Genomic DNA, 23,150 nt, shown 5'->3' on the forward strand with positions numbered 1-23,150 from the left:
TGGCCTACGACCAGGCTGCGATGAGGTCCGCCGGGGTGAGGTGCTGGATGCCTTCGGCGGTGCAGCCGCTGCGGGCCACGGCGAGCAGGGGGGTGGTCTCGTCGGCGCCGGGCAGCTGCGAGCGGTGAGTGATGAGACGGGCGAGATCGCGGGGGTCGAACGGCTTGTTCTCCAGCCACTTCACCGAGCCGACGACCGTGATCTTCTTCGCGATCGGGGATCGGTCGGCTCCGACGATGTCGATCTCGGGGTCGTTGGTCCGGGTCCAGTAGCCGCCGACGGCGTCGGTGTCTTCCGGGAGGCGGTCGTCGGCGAGGCGCCACAGGGCGTCGCGGATCACGGGCTCGATGGCGCGGCCGCGCCAGCTCGTCCAGCCGGTACGGATCGACCTGAGCACGCGGTCGCCGCGTCCGCGCTCGATCTTCGGAAATCCAGGGCCGAGGAAGGAGAACCAGAAGCGCAGGTAGGGGTCATCGATCCGGTAGCGCGTCTCACGGCTCGGCCGGGTGGACAAGGGAATGTCGGCCGCGACGATGCGACGTGCGGTGAGGAGTTCCAGGGAGCGCTTGACCGAACCGGGGTTGAGGCCGCCGGCGGCGCGGCCGATCAGTGTGAAGGTGCGCTCCCCGTGCCCGATGGCTCCCAGTACGGTGCGAGCTTGGGCCTCCGTGGGGAATTCGGCGGCCAGGGCACGCTCGCCACTGACGAGCAGGGCCGAGGTCGGGCGGCGCAGGGCCTGCTCGAGGTAGTCCCACAATCCGGCTCCATGCGGCCACTCCTCGAGGGTCAGCGGGAGTCCGCCGGTGACCAGATACGCGTCGAAGGCGTCCGCCGGTGGCAGGTCCAGCATGGCAGCGACTTCGGCCGGATTGAGCGGGGGGACGACCATCTCGGTCCCGCGCTGGTAGAAGGGGCGTCCGTAGGTGTTCAGCTGCTCCATCATGGTCAGGTCGGAGCCGATGAGGACGACCAGCACGGGGAGCTTGGACAGCGTCCGGTCGAAAGCCTTCTGCAGTGCGCCCTCGAAGCTGGGGTCCTCGCGTACGAGGTAGGGCATCTCATCGAGTACGACGACACTCGGCATATCGGTGGGCAGCGCGCCGGCGAGCAGGCTCAGCGCCGCGTCCCAGGACTGTGGTGTGGCGAAGTCCGCGAAGCGGGAAGCGTCAGGGAGGGTGGAGGCGGCCAGCTCCTCGGCGAAGACGGCCAGGTCCTCCTCCCTCGATCCGCCGACGGCGGTGAAGAAGACGTGCGGCAGCCCGGTGCGCTCCAGAAACTCCTCCACCAGCCTGGATTTGCCTACGCGCCGACGCCCCCGAATGAGTACGGCCCGGCCTCTCCGTCCGCCACGCCCGCCGGTCCGCAAGGGCGTCAACAGGTCGTCCAGCAGGCCGAGTTCGGTGCTGCGTCCAACGAATCCGTTCACGGTGGCCTCTCCTGGCTCGACTCGGCTCGGGGCACGTTCCATGCTTGCCCGTAAGATACTTTCATCAATGCAACTTGCGCAAATGATAGCTTCAGCTGGCCAGCGATCGAGGAAGATGCGTGACCGGTGCCCTGGGCCATGGCGGGTAGGGGTTCGGATGTTCGGAGCCGGGTTCGCCTGCCTTACTTCGCAAGTGCTCGCCATTTTCGCAGGTCAGAGTTCTCCCTTCGGTCGATGATCGACTCCGGGAGCGGCACCTCGAAGTGCAGCAAAAGGGCCCCTGAGATGCAGCAGGACAGAGAGTGCGTGCATGGACGCAGACCGGGAAGAGCCGTTGGGGAAGGTCGCCGCACACAGGCTTGCGCGTCCAACATCCGTTTCCCGGCAAGGGTTTGAGATTCCATGCCGCCCGCGAAAGACTGAGAACGAGCGTCCTCCTCGGAAGACTTCTTCATGCGAGCCTGACCAACTCGCATCGGTCGCCCAGCCATGCGGAGACCGCGGCTCGGGTGCTGCCATCCTGACTCGACACCGGCATGGGGAGGACACACGTGCAGTGGGCGTCTGAGGGAGTCACGCCGATGCTCGCCGTGGGCGCCGCCTGCTACGGCGCGGCAGCCGGCTCGCTGCTGCCACGCGCCGTCTACCGCTTCGCCGTACCCCCCGAGGTACCCCGGCAGGGGCAGTGCCCGGCGGGACACCCCCTCACGGGCCCGGCCGGCGGATGGCTCGGGCCTGCGCGCTGCCCGGGATGCGCGCCGTCAGCGGGCCCGTACGGTCCCGGCGCGCGCTTCTTCGTCGCGGCGGGAGCCATGGCGTGCGCGGGGATCGCCCTGTTCACGGGCGCACGACCGGAGTTGGCGGTCTGGCTGCTCGCCGTCCCGATGGGACTGCTGCTGGCCGCGGTGGATCTGCGGGTGAAGCGGCTCCCCGACGTGCTGACGCTGCCGCTGGCCGCCGCGACGGTCGCTTTGCTCGGGCTGGCGGCGCTGCTGCCGCAGGCGGGCGGCAGCTGGACACGGGCGCTGCTGGGCGCGGCCGTCCTCGCCTGCGGACACTTCGTCCTCTTCCTCGTGAACCCTCGCGGAATGGGCTTCGGCGACGTCAAGCTGGCACTCACCTTGGGTGCGGCGCTCGGCTGGTACGGCTGGGACGTGCTCTTCGCCGGAACCTTCCTCAGCTTCCTCCTGGCCGCCGCATACGGCTCGGCACTGCTCCTCACCAGGCGCGCCGGCCGCAAATCGGCCATACCGTTCGGCCCGTTCATGGTGCTGGGTACGCTGGGCGGAATTCTGCTCGGCGGGTTCGCCGTGTGACGCCTGACGGCCGGTGTCCGCGTGCTCACTCGCAAGCACCGGGGGGGTACGAATGCTGCTGGCTGTCTGGAAGCGGCACGGCCTCGTCTTCGCGGCCGGAGCCGTGTGTGTTCTGGTCAACAGGCAAGGTCTCGGGCCGCTTTGGTTCACTGGCGTCGCGCTGATCCTGGCGGGGCTGCTCATGGCCGGTGCCCTGAATCTCCGGCAGCGCCCGCGCGCGAATCGGAGGCCCATGCTGATCCCAGTGCCCGTCACCGGGCGCTGGACGGCGTTCAACAGCCCGGGGACGAAGGTCCCCAGCCACACTCACAGCCACGCCCAGACCTACGCGATCGACGTGAAATACGATCCGCGCCCGGAAGGCGGCGAGGACGACCCGGAGGTTCCGGCCACTCCGCCTGTCACGTGGTTCTGGCCCCTGGCGCGGCGTCCGCAGTCCTACCCCTCCTTCGGCCGCCCACTTCTCGCCCCGGCTGACGGAGTGGTCGTGGCGACCGCGGGCCGGCAGCGGGACCACCTGACCCGTATGTCAGTGCCGGGCCTGCTCTTCCTCTACCTGGAGGGGTATGTGCGCGGCCTGGGATGGCCGCGCCATCTGCTCGGCAACCACGTTGTGCTGGACATCGGCGGAGGTGTCCACGCGGTCTTCGCGCACCTGCGCCGGGGCTCCCTGCGGGTGAGCCCGGGCGACCGGGTCACCACAGGTCAGCAGCTCGCCGAGTGCGGCAACTCCGGCAACTCCTCCGACCCCCATCTGCACTTCCAGCTGATGGACGGCCCGGATGTGATGAGCGCGCACGGTCTGCCGTTCGAATGGCGCTACAGCGACGATGACGGAAGCGAACACACGGGCGTTCCGGCGAACTTCAGCAGCTTCGTCCCGGCCGTTCCGGCGCCTCCCTCCTGAGGGATCGGCACGCCGGTACCGCAGCGGTGGGTCCCGGTTGCCCGGAACTTCAGCGGACAGCCGGGACCGTTCACTCCCGGGAGAACTCGGGGAACAGCGACCTCCCGTTCGGCCGGTCCGTTTCGAAGCCGGACCTCAACTGCCGTTCTCTGCCTGGAACATCCAGTGGTGCTTCTCGAGGTCGCCGGTGAGCTGGATGAAGATGTCCTCGGTCACCGGATCCGGTTCGCTCACCGAGGCCATGCGTTCGCGGGAGCGGCCGATGAGCGACTCCAGGGCGTGGACCATCGTCCGTACGGCGTCCGTGTCCTTCTGCCAGCCCTCCTTCGCCTTCTCGATCCCGCTCGTCGCCGACACGGTCGCGGAGCGTCCGTCCGGGGGCAGACCGAGCGCGGAGGCCCGTTCCGCCACGGTGTCCGAGTAGGAACGTGCGGTGGCGACGACGTCGTCCAGCTGGAGGTGGATGGAGCGGAACCGGGGGCCGATCACGTTCCAGTGGATCTGCTTCGCCACGAGGGAGAGATCGACCAGGTCCACGAGCGCACCCTGCAAGGCCTCGCCGACGGTCTTCAGGTCGTCGTCCGGGAGTGTGCTCTTCACTGCGTAGGTCACAACCTTCTCGCTTTCTCTCGGCCGGCCCTGTATTTCGCACCGCCCGGGTAACCGGATGAGCCACCGGAATTCATACGCGACGGGACCGGCCGCCCCGTGTTGTCACGCACTGGAATGGGGCAATTGCGCACAGTCACACCGTCGTCGGGAAACCCATGTGCAGGTCCCGCCCTCCTCGCGGAGACTGGCCGGATGACACAGCGGCAGGCCGATGCCCCGGGAGACCGGGAGAGCTGGGCGGACACCCTGGACCAGACGTACGAGAGCTCGTCCGGCGCGGTCCGGTGGGGCCGGCTCGGCCCCGCGGACGGGGCTCCCGTGGTGCTGCTGCACGGGACGCCGTGGTCGTCGTACACGTGGCGGGGCATCGCGAGGGCCCTCTCGCAGCGCTTCCGTGTCCACGTCTGGGACATGCCCGGATACGGCACGTCCGCGATGTACGAGGGGCAGGACGTGTCGCTCGCCGCGCAGGGGCAGATCTTCGCCGAACTCCTCGGCCACTGGGGGCTGGGAGCGGGCGCGGCGCACCAACCAGCCGTACTGGCACACGACTTCGGCGGCTGTGTCGCCCTGCGCGCACATCTGCTGCACGGCGCCCGGTACGGGCGCCTGGCGCTCGTCGACCCGGTGGCGCTCGCCCCGTGGGGGTCGCCCGCCTACCGGCTGCTGGGCGGACATGCGGAGGTGTTCGGACAGTTGCCGCCCGCGTTGCACGAGGCGCTGGTGCGTGAGTACGTCAGCTCGGCGAGCGCGCACGGGCTGCATCCGCGGGTGCTGGACGCTCTGGCGGCTCCCTGGCTGGGCGAGGCGGGGCAGGACGCGTTCTACCGGCAGATCCAGCAGAACGACCAGCGGTTCACGGACGAGATCGAGGGACGCTACGGCGGGATCGAACCGCCGGTCCTGATCTGCTGGGGCACGGCGGACACCTGGATCCCCGTCGACCGAGCGCACCGGCTCGCCGGCCTGATCCCCGGTGCGGGGCTCCGGCTCATCGAGGGCGCCGGTCACCTCGTACAGGAGGACGCACCGGCCCAACTGACCGCCGCGCTCGGGGACTTCCTGCAGGGCACGGGCTGACCGCACGGGCGGGGCGGCAGCAAGGGCCGTGGGAGGGGCCGTGGGAGGGGACCTGGCAGGGGCCCGCAGACGGCAGAAGGTACCCTCAACTCCCTCTCCCCCTTCGCGAAATCGCTGCATCGTACAGAAAAACTTCGAACATCCACTTCCGGTTCTAGCGTGCGGCAGATGCTGCAGGCCGGTATCGAACGGGCGCCGCTTCCCCCGCTCCGCGCTGAACCCGCCTCCCCTGCCGGCGCGTTACCGGCGGTGGCGGCAGCTGGAGTGGAGGAGGAGCAGGCAGGTCGGGGCGAGCGCCCGGAGCGGGACGCATACCTGGACAACGCGAAGTACCTGACCATCGTGCTTGTCGCCGTCGGACACGCGTGGGCGCCGCTCACCACCGACAGCCGCACGACGAGCGCGCTCTACTACTTCCTCTACTCGTTCCACATGCCGGCCTTCATCATCGTCTCCGGCTACCTCTCGCGCAGCTTCGAGTGCAGGCCGCGGCAGATCAGACGGCTGCTGACGGGCCTCGTCGTCCCGTACCTCGTCTTCCAGACGCTCTACACCCTCTTCATGCGGTGGGCTGCAGACGACCCGGACCGCGAATTCAGTTACCAGGAACCGGCGTTCGCGCTCTGGTTCCTGATGGCGCTGTGTCTGTGGCGGCTCACGACCCCGGTCTGGAAGCTTCTGCGGTGGCCGCTCACCGTGGCCGTCGCGGTCGCGGTCGCCGCCAGTGTGACGCCCTCCGTCAGCAACGACCTGGGGCTCATGCGGGTCGCGCAGTTCCTGCCGTTCTTCGTACTGGGGCTCCGACTGCGGCGCCATCACTTCGAGATGGTGCAGCGCCGCGTCGTCCGGATACTCGCCGTGCCGGTCGCCGCCGGAGCGCTCGTGGTGTCGTACGCGGCCGTGCCGTACATCTCCGCGGCTCCGTTCCTGCACGATAAGGACGCACAGGGGCTGGGACTTCCGTCGTGGCTGGGAGCGGCGATGACGCTGACGGCGTTCGGCTGTGCGCTGGTGATGACGGTGTGCTTCCTGGCCTGGGTGCCGCGGCGGCACATGTGGTTCACCTCGCTCGGGGCGGGAACGCTCGGCGCGTATCTGCTGCACGTGTACCCGATCGCGTACGCCAAGGAGTTGGGCTGGTTCGAGGAGGAGGGGGCGAGGCATCCGCTCGACCGCTTCGCCATCACGGTGCTCGCCGTGATGATGATGACCCTGCTCTGTACGGCGCCCGTGCGGCGAGCTCTGCGCTTCGTGCTGGAGCCGCGGATGCGGTGGTTCTTCTCCCCGCGGGCGAACGCTCCGGGTCCGGCGGCGGACGCGGCGGCCCCGGACTCCGCGGTACGGGACGACGCCGTGGCACGGGACACGGCGGCACGGGACGCGGCAGCCGCGGGCACGCCGGCCGCGGAAGCACCGGCGGTGAACGCGCCCCAGCTGCCGCCCGCTCCGGCCGCGCGTGTGCTGGAGCTGCCGCCGGCGCCCGCGTCACGGCAGTCTCCGGCCGACGGAGGAGGCGTCCCCGACACCGCCGCCCGTGGCGGAACCTGGAGCTCCTGAATCAGCCCCCGGCCGGGCAACAGGCCACGGATGTCAGGCAGTTGGGGTGGTTGAACGAGACGAGGGCTTCTGGTCCCGTGGTCGGGAAGGCTTGGCGTCCTCCCACGGCACCGAGGGTCCGGTCCGGCACGTTCGACTTCGCCGGCCCGGCCCCGTACCGGGCCGCCGCGGTGACACGGAGGTGACCGTGACAGAACCCCTCGTCGGACACGGGAGCTCGGCGTCCGGTGACGGAACACCTGACGGAACACGTGTCCCCGGGAAAGTCGTGGCCGGTCTCGCAGTGGCGCAGCTCGGCCTGTTCGTCGGAGTGCTCGCGCCGGTCACGGTGAGCATGGCGATCAAGATGCAGGCGCTGTTCTCGGGCAGCGCCCAGGCTTCGGCGTCCTCACTGGCCGCGGTGCTGTCGGTGGGCGCGATCGTCGCGATGGTCGGCAGCCCGGTGTTCGGGCGGATCAGCGACCGCACGACCTCGCGCTTCGGGCGCCGGCGGCCGTGGCTGCTCGGCGGCGCCCTCGCGTTCCTGGCCGGGCTGGCCGGAGTCGCGTGGGGGCCGTCGGTTCCGGTCGTGCTCGTCTCGTGGGCGTTCTGCCAGCTGTGCGTCAGCTGCTCGTTCGCGGCGCTGATGGCGAGCATGGCCGACCAGGTGCCGCTCGCGCAGCGCGGCAAGGTCTCGGGCGTACTCGGTGCCATGGCGAACGCGGCGCCGCTGGCCGGCGCCTATCTCGCCCCGCTCTTCACCGAGGACATGGCGCTGCTGTTCCTGGTCCCGGGGGTGATCGCGGCGCTTTCGGTGCTGGCCTGCGTACTCGTACTGCCGGACCATCCGATCGAGACCGCGCCGCCCCGGCTCGGCTTCGCCTATTTCGTGCGCTCGTTCTGGGTGAGCCCTCGCAAGCACCCGGACTTCGCGCTGGTGTGGCTGGGGCGGTTCCTGATCACGCTCGCCTCGTTCATGTTCATCACCTTCCGCCTCTACTTCCTCCAGGAGGAGGTGGGCATGAGCGCCGCCAGGGCGGCCGCCGTGCTCGCGAACGGAGTGCTCATCTACACCGTCGGCCTGGTCGCAGCCAGCTACGTGGGCGGCCTGCTGTCCGACCGGCTCGGCCGCCGGCGGGTCTTCGTCGCCGTGGCGACCGTCCTCTTCGCGGCGGGCCTCGTCGCGCTCGCGTCCGTCACGACGATCGGCCAGTTCTACGTCGTGGAGGCGGTCATGGGCATCGCCTTCGGGGTCTACGTCGGTGTGGACATGGCACTGGTCATCGACGTGCTGCCCGATCCGGACGAGGCCGCGAAGGATCTCGGCGTGTTCAACATCGCGAACGCGCTGCCGCAGTCGCTGGCCAGTGGCGCCGGTCTGTTCCTGCTCACCCTCGGAACCTCCGGCGCCACCGACAACTATCCGGCCCTGTTCTGGGGCGCCGGCATCGTCGCGGCCGTCGGCGCAGTGCTCGTGATGTTCGTACGAAGTGTCCGGTAACGAAGCGGTTGTGCCGGCCACGGCGCTCTCGGCCCCGGACCACGCCGACCGTGCCTGCGACGGGGAGGCGCCTCAGTTCACCTTCGCCCGGGCGAGCTGCCGGGACTGGCTGACGAGCCGGTCCGCGCTGTCCCAGATCTCCACGTCCTCCTCCAGGAAGCCCCCGGCGAGGTTGACGGTCGAGACGGAAACGCGCAGCGGCCCCGGGGCCGGGCGGGCCCGGACGTGGACGGTGAGTTCCACGGTCGGCACCCAGCCGCTCAGGCCCAGCTCGAACGCGGTGGGCGGGAGCGCGTCCACCGCCATCAGCAGGGAGAACGGGTCGGCGTCGCGGCCGTCGGCCAGGCCGAACCAGGCGCGCATCTCGCCGCGCCCGCTCGGCGCCCCGACCGCCCATCCGCAGGTGGCCGGGTCGAGCCGCAGGTCGAGGCGCTTGCCCATCTCGGGGCCGGCGTCCGGCCCGGCGGGGTTGTCCCGGGCGCTGAAGCACTGGTCGAGGGGCGGCATGGCGGGCGGTTTCGCGCTCGTACGGATGTCGTCCGTGACGGTGTCCAGATCGCCGTACGAGGCGAGGACGCGGATGCGCTCGGTCTCGTGGCCGTCCGCGCCGGCCTGGAAGAGGCCCGCGGTGCCGGTGGAGAGGGTGCGGCCAGTGCGCACCGTCTCGCTGCGGATCACGGCCGGGCCGGGTGTGCTGGCCGAAAGATAGTGCGCGGTGACCGTGAACGGGTCGGGATGCGGAAGCGTCTCGCCGAGGGCTCGGCCGACGGTCGCCAGCAGATAGCCGCCGTTGAGTGCGTGGCCGATGGCCCAGCCCGGGGAGAGCCGCACGTCGTGGACACCCGGCTCCCGCTGCCGTACGGCGGTGTCGCGGTCGAACTCGCTGAGGGTGTTCCCGGAGATGGCCTCGGAGATTGTCTCGGACATATGAGCACCGTACACGGATATGTTACCGGCAGGTAGTCACCGGTCCCGGCTCGGCCCCGGCCCCGGCTCCGGCTCCGGCTCAGGAACCCGGCTCCGCATCCTCCACCGTTGAGCGACGGTGCCAGGCGCGCGGGGCGCGCCATCCGAACCGCAGCGCCAGCAGCCTGATCAGGAACGCCAGGGCGGCGGCGCACAGCATCGTCACGGCGTTGAGCGCGCCGGCGTCCAGCAGCAGGGCCGTCACGGTGGCGCCGACGATGGCGGGTACGGCGTAGAGGTCCCGGTCCCAGCGCAGCAGCGAGGGCACCTCGTTGGCGAGCACGTCCCGCAGTACGCCGCCACCCGCTGCCGTGGCGAGACCGAGTACGGCGGAGGCGAAGAGTCCGAGCCCGTACTCGTGGGCCTTGACCGTACCGACGACGCAGAAGAGCCCGAGGCCGGCGGCGTCGAAGATGTTGATCGCCTTGTTGATCCGTTCCACGTGCGGATGCAGGAAGAAGACGAGGGCGGTGGCGATCAGCGGGGCGTGGAAATATCCGGCGTCGGTGAATGCGGCCGGCGGCACGGCCCCGATGACGACGTCGCGGAAAAGCCCGCCGCCGAGCCCCGTGACCTCCGCCAGCACCGCCATGCCGAAAACGTCGAAGTTCTTGCGTACGGCGAGGAGCGCACCGGATATCGCGAAGACGAAGATGCCGGCGATGTCGAGCCAGTGCTGCACGGCCGGATCGAGCAGGTGCTGATTCACGCGGCCCATTCTTCCCCGGCGCCTCCCGTGCACGAGACCTGCACGGACGGGAGACGGCCGGGACCCCGGGACGGAAAGGCGGCCGGACGGGACGCCTCGGAACCCCTTCCGAGCTGGCCCGATGGCAGAAAGCGACGAATTCTGACAAAGGGTGCCACCGCGATACCGGTATGTGTTTCCGGAATCACGAAGCGTCGATCCGGAACCTCGCGCATGTGAGGCGGCGCATAAGACGCACGTCACATACGAAACCGCTTAGTCGGTTACCGGCGACGCCGATCCCGGTCCTGCGGCATTTCGAAGGTTCGAACCCAGATGTCCGATTCTGTACCGGCATTTCACTCCGTGCTCGCTTAGTACGTCACATATTTGGGCCCCGCATCGCGAGCCTTTACCAATGGGCAGCGTCGCTTGCGCCGGGAACCGAACTCGGCGCCCACGCCGATCCGGCTCCTACGCGACGAAGCAATCGAAAGGTTCCTGCTTTTCCATGCGCATTACCGCCATCAGCCGACTGACCAAGACCCAGAAGTCCGCCGCTGCCGGCCTTGCGGCCGCCGCAGGAGTCGTGGCCCTGACCGCCGGAGCAGCGCCCGCTGCGAACTCGGACGCCCACCAGGACCGAGGAGCCAAGGCCAAGCAGGTTGCCGGCCACTCGGTGAACGTGGCCGACCATCCGTCGACGAAGGCCGCCAAGGCCGCGACGGGCGATCACGCCACCGACAACACGCGCAGCCACGCACCGGCCCACTCCACGTCCCCCGTGAAGGGTGAGGAGACGAAGCAGGTGTCCGCCTCCAAGCCGGCCGACAAGGCCGACGAGGCCGCCAAGGCCGCCAAGGCCGAGAAGGCCGAGAAGGCCGCCAAGGCCAAGCAGGCGGAGAAGGCCAAGGAGGCACGTGCCGGCACCGGCCAGAAGGCCGACCGCTCGACCCGCGGCGACAACCTGGACGGCTGGATCAAGCAGGCCCGCGCGGTCATGAAGGAAGAGGGCATCCCGGGCTCGCACCAGGGCATCAAGAAGAACATCATGCGTGAGTCGGGCGGCGACCCGAACGCCATGAACGACTGGGACGTCAACGCCCAGAAGGGCACGCCCTCGAAGGGTCTGCTGCAGACCATCCAGCCGACCTTCGACGCGTACCACGTCGAGGGCACCAAGAACGACCTGACCGACCCGGTGGCCAACATCGTCGCCGCCTGCAACTACGCGGCCGACAAGTACGGCTCCATGGACAACGTGAACTCCGCGTACTGATCCGGCGCCGCAGCCGCACACAGATCGACAACAGGACAGACAAGTGATTCGGACAACAGCAGAGACAACAGCACAGGAAGGGCGGTCGCGGTGCGCGGCCGCCCTTCCGCACGTTCGGGGCCGGTCCTGGCTGCCCGAAGTCCGCCGGCCCGCGCCGCGCGAAGTCCGCCGACACCCCCTAGTCGGCCTGCGGCGACCGGTCCGCCAGCGGCGTGCTGTCCTCGGGGTGCTGGTCGGGGGCGTTCTCCGGGTGGTGGCAGGCCGCCTCGTGTCCGGGGGCCAGGGAGACCAGCGGCGGCTCGGTCGTCGAGCAGACCTGGGTGGCCTTCCAGCACCTGGTGTGGAAGCGGCAGCCGCTGGGCGGCTTGATCGGCGAGGGGACGTCGCCCTGGAGCAGGATGCGGTCGCGTCCGCCCTGCGCCTTGCGCCGCGGGTCGGGGACCGGCACGGCGGAGAGCAGCGCACGCGTGTACGGGTGCATGGGCGACTCGTACAGAGACTGCCGGTCGGTCAGCTCCACGATCTTGCCGAGGTACATCACCGCGATCCGGTCCGACACGTGCCGGATCACCGACAGGTCGTGGGCGATGATCACGTAGGTGAGACCGAGCTCGTCCTGCAGGTCGTCCAGCAGGTTGATGACCTGCGCCTGGATCGAGACGTCCAGCGCCGAGACCGGCTCGTCGGCGACGACGAGCTTCGGGTTGAGGGCGAGTGCGCGTGCGATGCCGATGCGCTGCCGCTGCCCGCCGGAGAATTCGTGCGGATAGCGGTTGTAGTGCTCGGGGTTGAGCCCCACCAGGTCCAGCAGCCGCTGCACCTCCTTCTTCACACCGCCCTCGGGCGTGACGCCCTGGAGCTTGAAGGGGGCGCTGACGATGGCGCCGACGGTGTGCCGGGGGTTCAGCGACGAGTACGGGTCCTGGAAGATCATCTGGACGTCGCGCCGCAGCGGACGCATACCGGCCACACCGAGGTGGGTGATGTCCCGGCCCTCGAACTCGACCGTGCCCGCCGTCGGTTCGAGCAGCCGCGTGATCAGGCGGCCCATCGTGGACTTGCCGCATCCGGACTCGCCGACGACGCCCAGGGTCTCCCCCGCCCGTACGTCGAAGTCGATGCCGTCTACCGCTTTGACCGCGCCGACCTGCCGCTTGAGGATGCCCTTGGTGATCGGGAAGTGCTTCGTCAGGCCGCCCACCCGCAGCAGCGACTCGCCGGGCTCCGGGTCGGCCTTGGTCTGCACGGCGTCCGTCACACGCTGGGACGGGATCGTCATCTGCTCGTCCTCACTCACAGCTTCGGGGCAATCTCTTCGTTCCAGATCCGGTCCCGGTCGCCGCGGTCCATGTGGCAGGCGGACAGATGACCGTCGCCCACCTCCCTCAACTCGGGCCGTTCGGTGCGCGTGACATTGCCCTTGGGCACATCGGCGTACGGGCAGCGCGGGTTGAAGGCGCAGCCGTCGGGGATGTTGATCAGGCTGGGCGGTGAGCCCTTCACGGGGATGAGGCGTTCGCTCTGCGCGCGGTCCACGCGCGGCATCGAGCCCAACAGGCCCCAGGTGTAGGGGTGCTGGGGCTCGTAGAAGACCTGCTCGGCGGTGCCGTACTCGACGCAGCGGCCCCCGTACATCACCAGGATGTCGTCGGCGAGCTCGGCGACGACGCCGAGGTCGTGGGTGATGATGATGACCGCGGAGCCGAACTCCTTCTGCAGATCCCGTATCAGGTCGAGGATCTGCGCCTGCACGGTGACGTCCAGCGCGGTCGTCGGCTCGTCGGCGATGAGCAACTCGGGGTTGTTCACCAGCGACATGGCGATCATCGCGCGCTGCCGCATGCCGCCGGAGAACTCGTGCGGGTAGCTGTTCACGCGCTGGTCGGGCTGCGGGATGCCCACGCGGTCGAGGAGTTCGACGGCGCGCTTGAGGGCCGTCTTCTTGTCCACGTCGTGGTGTACGCGGTACGCCTCGATGATCTGGTGCCCGATGGTGAAGTACGGGTGGAGCGCGGAGAGCGGATCCTGGAAGATCATCGCCATCTCACGGCCGCGCAGCCTGCGCACCGAATCCGGGTCGGCCGAGAGCAACTCCTGCCCGTCGAGCCAGATCTCGCCGGAGAGGCGGGCCTTCTGCCGCCCGTACTGCCCCACGGTGTGCAGGCCCATGACGCCGAGCGAGGTGACGGACTTCCCAGAACCGGATTCGCCGACGATGCCGAGGGTCTTGCCCTTCTCGAGCCGGAAGGAGAGCCCGTCGACGGACTTCACCAGGCCGTCCTCCGTGGGGAAGTGCACATGCAGATCGCGCACTTCGAGGAAGGAACGGGCCGGGGAGGCGGTGGCGGACTCGCCGACCGCCGAGACGCCCGTCTTGTGCGATTCCGTCATGCGAGCCTCACTCGGGGGTCGATCACGCCGTACAGCAGGTCCACGATGAGGTTCGCCACGACGACCGCGGAGGCGGTGATCAGCGTGACGCCGAGGATCAGCGGCAGGTCCTTCTCACCGATCGCCTTCAGAACCGCCTGGCCGAGGCCGGGGAGGCTGAAGGTGGTCTCGGTGAGGATCGCGCCGCCCATGAGGGCGCCGAGGTCCACTCCGAGGAGCGTGATGATGGGGGTCATCGTGGAGCGCATCGCGTGCTTGCGGATGACGACCGGCTCCCGTACGCCCTTGGCGCGGGCGGTGCGGATGTAGTCCTCGCCCATCACTTCGAGCATCGTGGCGCGGGTGAGCCGGGCATACATGGCGCCGAAGAGGAACGCCAGGGTCAGCCAGGGGAGGATCATTCCGCTGAACCACTGGGGGAAGCTCTCCTCGAGGGGTGTGTACTCGTTGCTCACCAACCCCAGCCCGTAGGAGAAGATCGCCAGCGACAGCAGGCCGGTGAAGTAGATCGGCAGCGAGACGCCGCTGAGAGCCATGCCCATGGCCGCGCGGTCCCAGATGGAGCCGCGGCGCAGCGCCGAGACGACGCCGGCGGAGAGCCCGATGACCAGCCAGATGATCGCGGCACCGACGGCCAGGCCCAGGGTGACGGGCAGCCGGTCGGCGAGGATCGGCCACACGGCCTGCTCGGTCTTGAACGAGTAGCCGAAGCACGGCGCTTCGCAGTGGTAGCTGTCCCCGGCACTGCTGTAGTCGCGGCCGACGAGGATGCCCCTGAAGAAGTCGAAGAGCTGGACGAGGATCGGGTCGTCCAGGCCGAGCTTCTGCCGGATTCCCTCGAGCGCCTGGGCATCGGCCTGCTTGCCGGCGAACATCGTGGCGGGGTCGACCCCGGTCCACTTCGGGATCAGGAAGAAGATGCCGAACACCGCCAGCATGACGACGACGAGCATCACGACGACGGCGAACAGCCGCCTGATGAGATAAGTGAGCACTGCCTTACGGGCCGGTCGGCGGCCCGGTGAACTCTCCCGGTTCTTCGGGGAGTTCACCGGGCCGCCGCTGGGCGGCCCTCACCTGCCCTTCGTGCCTAGCGGCGGGTGCGCCGGCGGGGTCGGACGGTCACTTGACGCCGAGCACGGCGTAGTCGTAGCGACCGCTGTAGGCGTCGGTCGTACCGACGTTGGTCAGCCTGCTGGAACGCCAGATGATGTTCTTCTCGAACGTGAAGGGCAGGTAGTACGCACCCTTCATGACCTCGGCGTTGATGGCCGCGTACTTCTCGGCCGCCTTCTTCTTGTCGAGTTCGGCGATCGCGCCGGCGAACATCTTGTCGATCTTCGGGTCGTCGATCATGGCGTAGTTGTTGTTGCCGTTGTCCAGGATGTACTTGCTGTGCCACAGCGGCATGCCGTAACCCTGGCCGGACGGGAAGTCCGGGCCCCAGCCCATGATGATGATCCCGTAGTTCTTCTTCTTGACGTAGTCGGGGTTGCCGATGATGCCCGTGGTCTGGGCGCCGTCGTACTGGTCGACCTCGGCCTCGATGCCGATCTTCTTCAGCGAGGCCTGCATGGCCTCGGCGGAGGCGATCTCGACCTGCTTGTTGTTGCGGACCGCGATCGTCGTCTTGAAGCCGTTCGGCTTGCCGCACTTCTTCAGCTCGGCCTTGGCCTTGGCCACGTCGGCCTTGCCGTCGTTCTTGGCGATGCCGTACGGGTCGAACTTCAGGTCGGAGCCCGGGACGAGCTTCGGCAGCATGTTGGTGCCGATGTCGCCGCCGGCGAGCGGGCCGCCGCGGGCGTTCTGGATCGACTTGTGGTCCGAGCCGTAGATCATCGCCTTGCGGCAGTGGATGTCGTCGAAGGGCTTCACCGTCTGCGGGAAGACCGCGTAACGGATGTAACCCGTGCTCGGGTTGTCGATGTTGCCCTTGTGCTCCTTGAGGGCCGTCTGACGGCCTGCCGCCTCCATGCCGGTGGCGTTGATGTCCAGGTCGTAGTCGCCGTTGATGAGGCGCTTGTCCATCTCGTCGGAGTTGGTGATCAGCGTGAGGGTGATCTTGTCCGGGAGCGCCTTGCGGATGTTGTCCGAGGACTTCTTCCACTCGGGGTTGCGGACGAGCTTCAGCGACTTGTTCGGCGTGTACGACTCGAACTTGTACGGGCCGTTGGAGAACGGCTTCAGGCCGTACTTCGACTTGGTGTCCTTGTCCTGGCGCACCGGCGAGGCCGACGGCATCGCGAGCATCTGCTCGAAGTCACCGTTGCGCTTGGGCAGTTTGAAGACGATCTTGTTGTCGGTCGGCGTCTCGATGGCGTCCAGACCGAGCTTGTCCTTGGCCTTGTCCTTGTAGGGGCCCTTGTACTTGCCGTCCGGGTCGAGCGTGTCCTTGAGATAGATGGGGCCGCCGGACAGCACGTCCTGCGCCCACTGCCGCTCGATGCCGTACTTGATGTCCTTGGAGGTGACGGGCTTGCCGTCCTCCCAGGTGATGCCGTCGCGAAGCTCGTACGAATACGTCTTGCCGCCGTCCGAGATCTTCGCCTTGGCCTTGGCCAGGTCCGGGACCAGCTCCGAGCTCTCCTTGCCCGCGACGGGCTTGCTGGTGATCAGGGTGCGGCTGTAGTAGCGCATGAAGTCCCAGGCGAAGCCGTAGTAGCCACGCGTGGTGTCCCAGGAGTCGGCGTCCTGGGTACCGATGAACTTCAGCGTCCCGCCCTTCTTGTCGGACGCGTTCGCCGTCTTGCCGTTGGCCGCGTTGAATCCGGGCGCCTTGCCGTCGCCTTCGCCGTCACTGCCGCCGCCACCGCATCCGGCGGTGACGAGGAGGGCCGCGACCGCGACGGCCGACGCGGCGATCCTGCGCCTCGATGAGCGTTGGGTTGTCACGATCTGCATCCTCCGGTGTAGGTCACGGCCCGCACGGCTGCGCCGGGCCGGGGGTCCAGAGCCAGGCCGTGCCTGGCGCTGGGGTGTCAACGGGACCCCTTGGGATCGAGCGCGTCGCGCACGCCGTCGCCGAAGAGGTTGAAGGCGAGGACGGTGATGAAGATGGCCACACCCGGCACCACCATGAACATCGGATCCGCCTCGTAGTAGCGCGTGGCCTGGGAGAGCATCTGCCCCCAGGAAGCAGTCGGCGGCTTGACTCCCACGCCGAGGAAGCTGAGCGCCGCCTCGGTGAGGATGTTGGTGGGAATCATCAGGGTGGTGTAGACGGTGATCGGCGCGATCAGGTTCGGCAGCAGCTCCTTGTACAGGATGTAGCGCCGCCCGGCACCGAGGCTGCGGGCCGCCTCCACGTACTCCCGCTCACGCAGGGAGAGGGTCTGACCGCGCACGATGCGGCCGATGTACGGCCAGCCGAAGAAGCCGATCACCAGGATCATCACGGTCATCCGGACGCCTGTGCCCGTCAGCCCGAACATCTCGCTCGGCAGCACGGAGATCAGCGAGATGATGAACAGCAGCTGCGGGAAGGCGAGCAGCATGTCCATCACGCGGCTGATGGCCGCGTCCAGCCAGCCGCCGAAGTAGCCCGCGAGAGCGCCCAGTACGGTTCCGACGACGACGGCGACCACGGCGGAGAGGAAACCGACGAGCAACGAGACGCGTGCGCCGTAGACGACGCGGCTGAAGAGGTCCCGTCCGTTGCCGGGTTCGACACCGAGGAGATGCTCGGCGCTGATGCCGCCGAGCGCGCCCTTCGGCGTCTGGAACAGCGGGTCGATCGCGTCCTCGTGGTGCTGGTCCGGCGGATGCCCCAGGACGCTCACGATGAGCGGCGCGAACACGGCCACCACGATCAGCAGGAGGACGACGCAGCCGCCGGTGAGCGCCACCTTGTCGCGCTTGAGACGGTTCCACGCGATACGTCCGAGAGAGCGTCCTTCGATGGACTTGCCACCTGCGCCGTCAACGAGAGCGGGATCGGCAGGAGCGGTCTCCGCGGACGTGTCGTGCAGTGGTGCCGTCATCGTGGGGGAACCCTCTCTCGGCCGGGGGTGACCAGCCACGCCCGCCGCTGTAGCGGCCAGTTCGCAAGTAACGCGTTCACAAAAGGCCGAAGGCCTCAACGCTCGGGAGTCTCATCCGCCTCGCGATCACCCGCCAGTCCCCCTGGGGAAAGGATGCCTAACTGTGATGTGCGGCGTCAGGTTCCGTTATACGAACGGAAGCTGGCGACTATCGGAAACCGATCAATGCGCGTGGACAACCGCCCACCAGCACTTCCGTGCGCAGGACTCTTGAGCGGAGGAGGAGTTGGGCACCGACCGCCCGTACGGGCGTCAGGAGAGCGGATATCCGTAACCGTGCCGCGGAGCGGCGTCGGCCGTCGGCACGTCACGGTCGAAGAAAGGACGCGAATTGCGGCGCAGCCACATCGCCACGGGGTCGTAGTCGTCCGACATGGCGACGCTGGAGACGGGCAGCCCGTCCGGCACCGCGGTCACCGACTGACGCATCATCTGCTGCGCCGACTCGACGGCCTGCCGGCCCGAGTCGTACAGATCCATGCCGATCGCGAGATAGCCGGCGCCCAGCGCGGGCTGCACCCAGGCGCGGCGCAGGGACCGCACGGCGGGCGTGCGGTGTGCGTTCTGGCTGAGCAGTGCGTAGAACTGCGCGATGTCCAGGCTCGGTTCGCTGATGCGCAGCGGACCGGCGGGCAGCTGGTCCAGGCCCAGCGCGATGCGCCGCAGATCGAGCCAGGGGACGCCGACCCCGCCGCCCGGGGCGTGCGGGTTGAGCCAGATCCCCCAGCGCTCCGGGAAGAGGGCGGAGGCGATCTCGCGGCCGGAGACGATCTCGTGCGAACGGTCCCAGCCGGAGGCCGCCAGCTCCTGGGCGGAGGTCACGCAGGGGGCGTAGCCGTACCCGCCCACCTCCATGTTTCCGTACTGTGCGTCGGGCGTGCCCGGACGGCCGTTCCAGAGCAGCATCCACACTTCGCTGTCGGTGAGCGCATCGAGCAACGCCTCATAGGTGTCGTACCTCCCCGGCGACACCTGCCCCAGCAGCTGCTCGACACCTGCCACCGCGCTCACCTGGCCGCCCTTCTTACGGAACCGCTCTCTCGCCTGCCCGCCTCCCCCAGAGCCTTCCGGCCTGGGTGGGGGTCCCCCCAGTGCAGCGAGGGGGAGTGCCCCCAAGCAGCACGGCCGGCAGGGAAGCGGTCTTTCACCATGATCTGTACCGGGTCCGCGAACGCGGCCCTCCCCGTTGTCCCCGTCATCAAACCAGCTTACGAGCCGCGACCGACACGGGGCGTCGTACTGAAGCGCTACGTCCTGGGGCGGAGCGGGGGCGGGCGCCCCCGACCCTGGTCCCGGACGGGGTGGCGGATGCCGGCCCCGGGTGCCGGTAATGGATGCCGGGCTCGGGTGCGGGGCCCGGGTGCCGGGCCGGGCGTCGGTCCCCGCGTCGGGGCCAGGGATCAGTCCCGCGAGTAGAAGGGGCGCACGCAGTGCCGCATCCAGTCCACGACCGGGTCCTGCGCGGCGTCCATCAGCACGAGCTGCACGAGCCACTTGACCGGGACGCGGCCCAGCGCGCGCGCCAGCGCGTCGTGCGCGGCCTGGCGGATGTCGGGGTCGAGCTGGTCCAGCTCGATCCCGATGAACAGCGCGGGCGGATCGCCCTCCGAACTGGCCAGGGCGCGGCGGGCGGTGCGCATCAACGGCAGAGTGGAGAACTCACCGGCCACGGCGGCGAGGAAGTCCACCGGCTCGTCCTGCCAGTCCGGTTCGAAGAGCCGTACGCGCGCGCCCCGCGCCACGCCCCACGCCGCCTGCTCGCCGGGGGTGTTGGCGCAGAGTTCCGCGACGGCCTCCGGCGGCAGCGGCATGCCGACGGTGCCCTCCGGATTGACGGCGATGCCGACCTGCGGCGGCAGTCCGCGGGCGAACTCGCGGGCCGGCGCGACGGTGAAGGACATGTGGCCGCCCACGACTTGCAGGAACTGCTGCTCCGAGCTGAAGACCGGGACATACGCGGCCCCGTCGAGCTCGACTGTGGGCAGATCCAGGTCGGGGCTGTTCGGGCCGCCGCCCTCGGGCAACGGGACCCAGACGCTGCTGCGTCCGAGCACCTCCAGCAGCCGGGCACCCGCGCCGGGCACCTGCAGGGAGGCGGCGAGGGCCTCCTCCAGTTCGTTGCCGGGCCAGCCTCCGCCGTGGCCCGGTCCGTACTGCTGAGGAATGGTCATGGCGGAAACCCTAGTGCGGTGGTCACGGCGGGGTGCGGGCGGTCCCGGTGCGCGGGCGTGCGCGTGCCGCCCACCCGCCGTCAGTCATGCCGTCCGTCGGCCGTCCGTCCCGCGTCAGTCGAAGGCCATGCCCGGGAGCCTCCCCGCAGCGCCCCGGTCCAGGAGCACCACGGATTCGCATCCGCGGGGCAGCCGCCCGGCCTCCGCGTCCGCGATGAGCCGCCGTACCGCACGGCGGTGGCGCATGAATGCGTAGTCGGAGACGGTCCGCCCCCGCTCGGCCTGGCTGCGCAGCGCCGTCGAGGGCGGTACGTCGAGGAGTACGAGGTGGAGCGCGCGGCCGCGGCGGAGGGCGTCCCGGCCGAGCCAGTTGCGCACCCAGGCCTGGCTGCCGCAGTCGTGCACGACGACGCTCGCCCCGGAGGCGAGCGCGCGCCGCAGCCCGGCGTAGTGCGCGAGGCGTACGAGGGGCCGGTAGACGGCGTACGGCAGCCAGCGCGGGAGAGCGGCCGCCCACCGTTCGCGCACGTCCTGGGAGTCGATGCGGCGGACGGTGTCCTGTACGGCGACGGCACGGCGGATCAGCGTCGACTTGCCGCTGCCGGGGAGCCCCGAGACCACGACCCTGTCGCCGGCGGGGAAGCGGAGCGTACGGCGGATCTCCGTGCCGCGCAGATCGTGAAGGGTGGCGGCGACCGCGGACGGAGCCGGAGGCGCCGGAACGGCCGGTCCGACCGCGGCAGCCGTGGCGGCCCCGGCGGACGGGCCGGCCGGGGCCGGAGTCTCGACGGCCGCAGGTGCCGCCACCGGAGCGCCGCCGGCGTCTCTGCGCTGCCCGGCGGATGAATACCCCCAGCCGGTCACCGTCGCGTACGCACTGCGCAGGCTGCCCACCTGATCGCCCCTCCCCGGCTGGTGACCGCCGGTCGGCGGTCCGCCTCCGAGAGTGTCAAGAAACAGTAATGTGCAGCAAGGCGGCCTTACCGCTGCGGGACTGCCGCGAAAGGCACGCACCGCCCCGGCAGGGACGCACGCACCGCTCTTGCGGCGAGGCACCGCACCGCTCTCCGGCAGGGACGCACGCACCGCTCCCGAGGCGAGGCACGCACCGTCGACGCCCCTGCTCCGCCGTGCCATGATGAGCGGGCCAGTCAACTGCATACCGGCCGTTCGAATCCACGCGGGAGAGTCCCCGGCCGCGCACAGTGTGCGGGTCACCGGGGCGCCGAAGGAGCAAGTCCTCCCTTGAATCTCTCAGGCACCGATACCGCGCAGGATGAGGCAGATCTGAAAAGCGGGCCGCCCACGGGCGGCTCCACCCACGGTGCAAGCCGCCGCCCGTGCACGAGGGCTCGTGGCGAACCTCTCAGGTTCCGATGACAGATGGGGAGGACATCCGCGTCACCGAGTCACGGGAGCCTGACATGAACGACACCGACAGCGGGACCGCCGGCACCCCGGCCCCGCGCACCACGGCCCTTGATGCCGTACACCGCGCGCTCGGCGCCACGATGACCGACTTCGCAGGCTGGGACATGCCGCTGCGCTACGGCAGCGAGCGGGACGAGCACGTCGCGGTGCGCACGCGCGCGGGACTCTTCGACCTCTCCCACATGGGCGAGATCACCGTCACCGGCCGCCAGGCCGGCGAGCTGCTGGACTACGCCCTGGTCGGCAACCTCTCCCGGCTGGCCGTCGGCCGCGCCCGCTACACGATGCTGTGCGACGCCTCCGGCGGCATCCTCGACGACCTGATCGTCTACCGCACCGGCGAAGAGACGTACATGGTCGTCGCCAACGCCTCGAACGCGCAGACCGTGCTGGACGCGCTGAGCGAGCGCGGCACCGGCTTCGCCGCCGAGGTCCGCGACGACCGCGACGCGTACGCGCTGATCGCCGTGCAAGGCCCGGAGGCCGCAGCCATTCTCTCCGGAGGGCACGGCCTCAAGGCCCTCACGGACGCCGATCTGGACGGGCTGAAGTACTACGCGGGCCTGCCGGGCACCGTCGCAGGACGCGACGCCCTCATCGCCCGTACGGGATACACCGGCGAGGACGGCTTCGAGCTGTTCGTGTCGCCCGCCGACGCCGTCGCCGTATGGGAGGCGCTCACCGAGGCGGGCGCGCCCGCCGGTCTCGTGCCGTGCGGACTGAGCTGCCGCGACACCCTGCGCCTCGAGGCGGGCATGCCGCTGTACGGGCACGAACTGACCACGCGTACAACGCCGTTCGACGCGGGCATGGGCCGGATCGTGAAGTTCGAGAAGACCACGAACGACGGCGACTTCGTCGGGCGCAAGCCGCTGGAGGCCGCCGCGGCCCAGGCCGAGAAGGCGCCACCGCGCAAGCTCGTCGGTCTGATCGCGGAGGGCCGGAGGGTGCCGCGCGCGGGCTACGAGGTGGTCTCCGCGGCGGACGGTTCGGTGATCGGCGAGGTGACCTCGGGTGCGCCGTCACCGACCCTCGGCAAGCCGGTCGCCATGGCGTACGTCGATCCCGCGTCCGCGGAGCCCGGCACCGAGGGCGTCGCGGTGGACATCCGCGGCAAGCACGAGCCGTACGAGGTCGTGGCGCTCCCCTTCTACAAGCGGCAGCGCTGACGGCCCTCCCCGTGCTCTTCGAGCAGGGACACCCCATGACCGTGGCGCGCCGACACCCGTGCCCCTGGAGGTGTCCCGCGTCCCACTGGCCAAGACTGATTCCCTCCGTCCCCTTCTCATCCAGGAGAATCGCAACATGAGCAACCCGCAGCAGCTGCGCTACAGCAAGGAGCACGAGTGGCTGTCGGACGCCGAGGACGGCGTCTCGACGGTCGGCATCACGGCGCACGCCGCCGACGCGCTCGGCGACGTCGTCTTCGTCCAGCTCCCCGAGACCGGGGACAGCGTCACCGCGGGCGAGCCCTGCGGCGAACTGGAGTCGACGAAGTCGGTCAGCGACCTCTACGCGCCGGTCTCCGGTGAGATCACGGAGATCAACCAGGACGTCGTGGACGACCCGGCGCTGGTCAACTCCGCCCCGTTCGAGGGCGGCTGGCTGTTCAAGGTGCGTATCTCGGACGAGCCGGCGGGTCTGCTGTCGGCCGACGAGTACGCCTCGTTCACCGCCGGGAGCTGACGCCCGGCTCCGCGCCCGCACGTACGGCCGCCCGCAGGCGGCCACGCAACCGGCCCTCTAACCGGCCCACAACGACCCAACGCCGCCCGTATGTCCGCCAATGTGCCCGACCGGCCTGCC

Annotated in this window: 20 protein-coding genes and 1 riboswitch; of the genes, 8 read left to right on the forward strand and 12 right to left on the reverse strand. The window is 69.6% G+C overall.

The window, feature by feature from the left end:
• Window positions 1–4: 4 nt before the first annotated feature.
• On the reverse strand, window positions 5–1,426 hold the full coding sequence (locus tag ACSMXX_RS08045; protein ID WP_473183342.1) for an ATP-binding protein: 1,422 nt from the start codon (window positions 1,424–1,426) through the stop codon (window positions 5–7).
• A 536-nt stretch (window positions 1,427–1,962) separates the two neighbouring features.
• On the opposite strand from ACSMXX_RS08045, the gene ACSMXX_RS08050 reads away from it, so the two are divergent.
• Window positions 1,963–2,742 (forward strand): prepilin peptidase, encoded by a 780-nt coding sequence (locus ACSMXX_RS08050; protein WP_473183343.1) that lies wholly within the window; start codon window positions 1,963–1,965, stop codon window positions 2,740–2,742.
• A gap of 52 nt (window positions 2,743–2,794) precedes the next feature.
• Window positions 2,795–3,649: a M23 family metallopeptidase gene (locus ACSMXX_RS08055; protein ID WP_473183344.1), complete on the forward strand. Its 855-nt coding sequence runs from the start codon at window positions 2,795–2,797 to the stop codon at window positions 3,647–3,649.
• A gap of 135 nt (window positions 3,650–3,784) precedes the next feature.
• Here the strand turns inward: ACSMXX_RS08055 and ACSMXX_RS08060 are convergent, their stop codons facing one another.
• Complete coding sequence (locus ACSMXX_RS08060; RefSeq protein ID WP_473183345.1) at window positions 3,785–4,261, reverse strand: Dps family protein; 477 nt, start codon at window positions 4,259–4,261, stop codon at window positions 3,785–3,787.
• 192 nt (window positions 4,262–4,453) lie between these two features.
• On the opposite strand from ACSMXX_RS08060, the gene ACSMXX_RS08065 reads away from it, so the two are divergent.
• The 3 genes from ACSMXX_RS08065 (at window position 4,454) to ACSMXX_RS08075 (ending at window position 8,378) form a co-directional block, all read left to right on the forward strand.
• Window positions 4,454–5,341, forward strand: a complete 888-nt coding sequence (locus tag ACSMXX_RS08065) for an alpha/beta fold hydrolase (protein ID WP_473183346.1) — start codon at window positions 4,454–4,456, stop codon at window positions 5,339–5,341.
• Between the two features lie 249 nt (window positions 5,342–5,590).
• Entirely contained in the window at window positions 5,591–6,898 is a 1,308-nt protein-coding gene (locus tag ACSMXX_RS08070; RefSeq protein ID WP_473183347.1) for an acyltransferase family protein, read from the forward strand.
• 268 nt (window positions 6,899–7,166) lie between these two features.
• The gene (locus ACSMXX_RS08075; RefSeq protein WP_473183348.1) at window positions 7,167–8,378 is read left to right on the forward strand and encodes an MFS transporter; all 1,212 of its coding nucleotides are present in this window, start codon (window positions 7,167–7,169) and stop codon (window positions 8,376–8,378) included.
• 72 nt (window positions 8,379–8,450) lie between these two features.
• On the opposite strand, the gene ACSMXX_RS08080 is transcribed toward ACSMXX_RS08075, so the two are convergent.
• Both ACSMXX_RS08080 and ACSMXX_RS08085 read right to left on the reverse strand, forming a co-directional pair.
• Window positions 8,451–9,305 (reverse strand): thioesterase family protein, encoded by an 855-nt coding sequence (locus ACSMXX_RS08080; RefSeq protein WP_473183349.1) that lies wholly within the window; start codon window positions 9,303–9,305, stop codon window positions 8,451–8,453.
• A gap of 79 nt (window positions 9,306–9,384) precedes the next feature.
• Window positions 9,385–10,062, reverse strand: coding sequence for a trimeric intracellular cation channel family protein (locus tag ACSMXX_RS08085; RefSeq protein WP_473183350.1), 678 nt, complete (start codon window positions 10,060–10,062; stop codon window positions 9,385–9,387).
• 481 nt (window positions 10,063–10,543) lie between these two features.
• Between ACSMXX_RS08085 and ACSMXX_RS08090 the strand changes: the two genes are divergently transcribed.
• Window positions 10,544–11,311: a transglycosylase SLT domain-containing protein gene (locus ACSMXX_RS08090; protein WP_473183351.1), complete on the forward strand. Its 768-nt coding sequence runs from the start codon at window positions 10,544–10,546 to the stop codon at window positions 11,309–11,311.
• A 178-nt stretch (window positions 11,312–11,489) separates the two neighbouring features.
• Here ACSMXX_RS08090 and ACSMXX_RS08095 read toward each other — a convergent pair whose 3' ends face one another.
• The 8 genes from ACSMXX_RS08095 to ACSMXX_RS08130 all read right to left on the reverse strand — a co-directional run bounded on the left by ACSMXX_RS08095 (window position 11,490) and on the right by ACSMXX_RS08130 (window position 20,720).
• Complete coding sequence (locus ACSMXX_RS08095) at window positions 11,490–12,590, reverse strand: ABC transporter ATP-binding protein (RefSeq protein WP_473183352.1); 1,101 nt, start codon at window positions 12,588–12,590, stop codon at window positions 11,490–11,492.
• Between the two features lie 14 nt (window positions 12,591–12,604).
• Window positions 12,605–13,702, reverse strand: a complete 1,098-nt coding sequence (locus tag ACSMXX_RS08100; RefSeq protein WP_473183353.1) for an ABC transporter ATP-binding protein — start codon at window positions 13,700–13,702, stop codon at window positions 12,605–12,607.
• Window positions 13,699–14,697 carry an ABC transporter permease gene (locus ACSMXX_RS08105; protein ID WP_473183354.1) on the reverse strand — a complete coding sequence of 333 codons (999 nt, stop codon included), beginning with the start codon at window positions 14,695–14,697 and terminating at the stop codon, window positions 13,699–13,701. The genes ACSMXX_RS08100 and ACSMXX_RS08105 overlap by 4 nt, the downstream gene beginning before the upstream one ends.
• A gap of 127 nt (window positions 14,698–14,824) precedes the next feature.
• Complete coding sequence (locus tag ACSMXX_RS08110) at window positions 14,825–16,594, reverse strand: ABC transporter substrate-binding protein (protein ID WP_473183355.1); 1,770 nt, start codon at window positions 16,592–16,594, stop codon at window positions 14,825–14,827.
• An 86-nt stretch (window positions 16,595–16,680) separates the two neighbouring features.
• Window positions 16,681–17,682, reverse strand: coding sequence for an ABC transporter permease (locus ACSMXX_RS08115; RefSeq protein WP_473183356.1), 1,002 nt, complete (start codon window positions 17,680–17,682; stop codon window positions 16,681–16,683).
• 312 nt (window positions 17,683–17,994) lie between these two features.
• Complete coding sequence (locus tag ACSMXX_RS08120) at window positions 17,995–18,753, reverse strand: enhanced serine sensitivity protein SseB C-terminal domain-containing protein (protein WP_473183357.1); 759 nt, start codon at window positions 18,751–18,753, stop codon at window positions 17,995–17,997.
• A gap of 389 nt (window positions 18,754–19,142) precedes the next feature.
• Window positions 19,143–19,913, reverse strand: a complete 771-nt coding sequence (locus ACSMXX_RS08125) for an enhanced serine sensitivity protein SseB (protein WP_473183358.1) — start codon at window positions 19,911–19,913, stop codon at window positions 19,143–19,145.
• A 114-nt stretch (window positions 19,914–20,027) separates the two neighbouring features.
• On the reverse strand, window positions 20,028–20,720 hold the full coding sequence (locus tag ACSMXX_RS08130) for an AAA family ATPase (protein ID WP_473184688.1): 693 nt from the start codon (window positions 20,718–20,720) through the stop codon (window positions 20,028–20,030).
• A 364-nt stretch (window positions 20,721–21,084) separates the two neighbouring features.
• A riboswitch (glycine riboswitch) is annotated at window positions 21,085–21,193 on the forward strand.
• 144 nt (window positions 21,194–21,337) lie between these two features.
• On the opposite strand from ACSMXX_RS08130, the gene gcvT reads away from it, so the two are divergent.
• Together gcvT and gcvH are read left to right on the forward strand one after the other, a co-directional pair.
• Window positions 21,338–22,513, forward strand: coding sequence for a glycine cleavage system aminomethyltransferase GcvT (gene gcvT / locus ACSMXX_RS08135; protein ID WP_473183359.1), 1,176 nt, complete (start codon window positions 21,338–21,340; stop codon window positions 22,511–22,513).
• A gap of 136 nt (window positions 22,514–22,649) precedes the next feature.
• Window positions 22,650–23,030: a glycine cleavage system protein GcvH gene (gene gcvH, locus ACSMXX_RS08140; RefSeq protein ID WP_473183360.1), complete on the forward strand. Its 381-nt coding sequence runs from the start codon at window positions 22,650–22,652 to the stop codon at window positions 23,028–23,030.
• The last annotated feature ends 120 nt before the right edge of the window (window positions 23,031–23,150 follow it).

This window comes from Streptomyces sp. DSM 116795 (genome assembly GCF_055792905.1).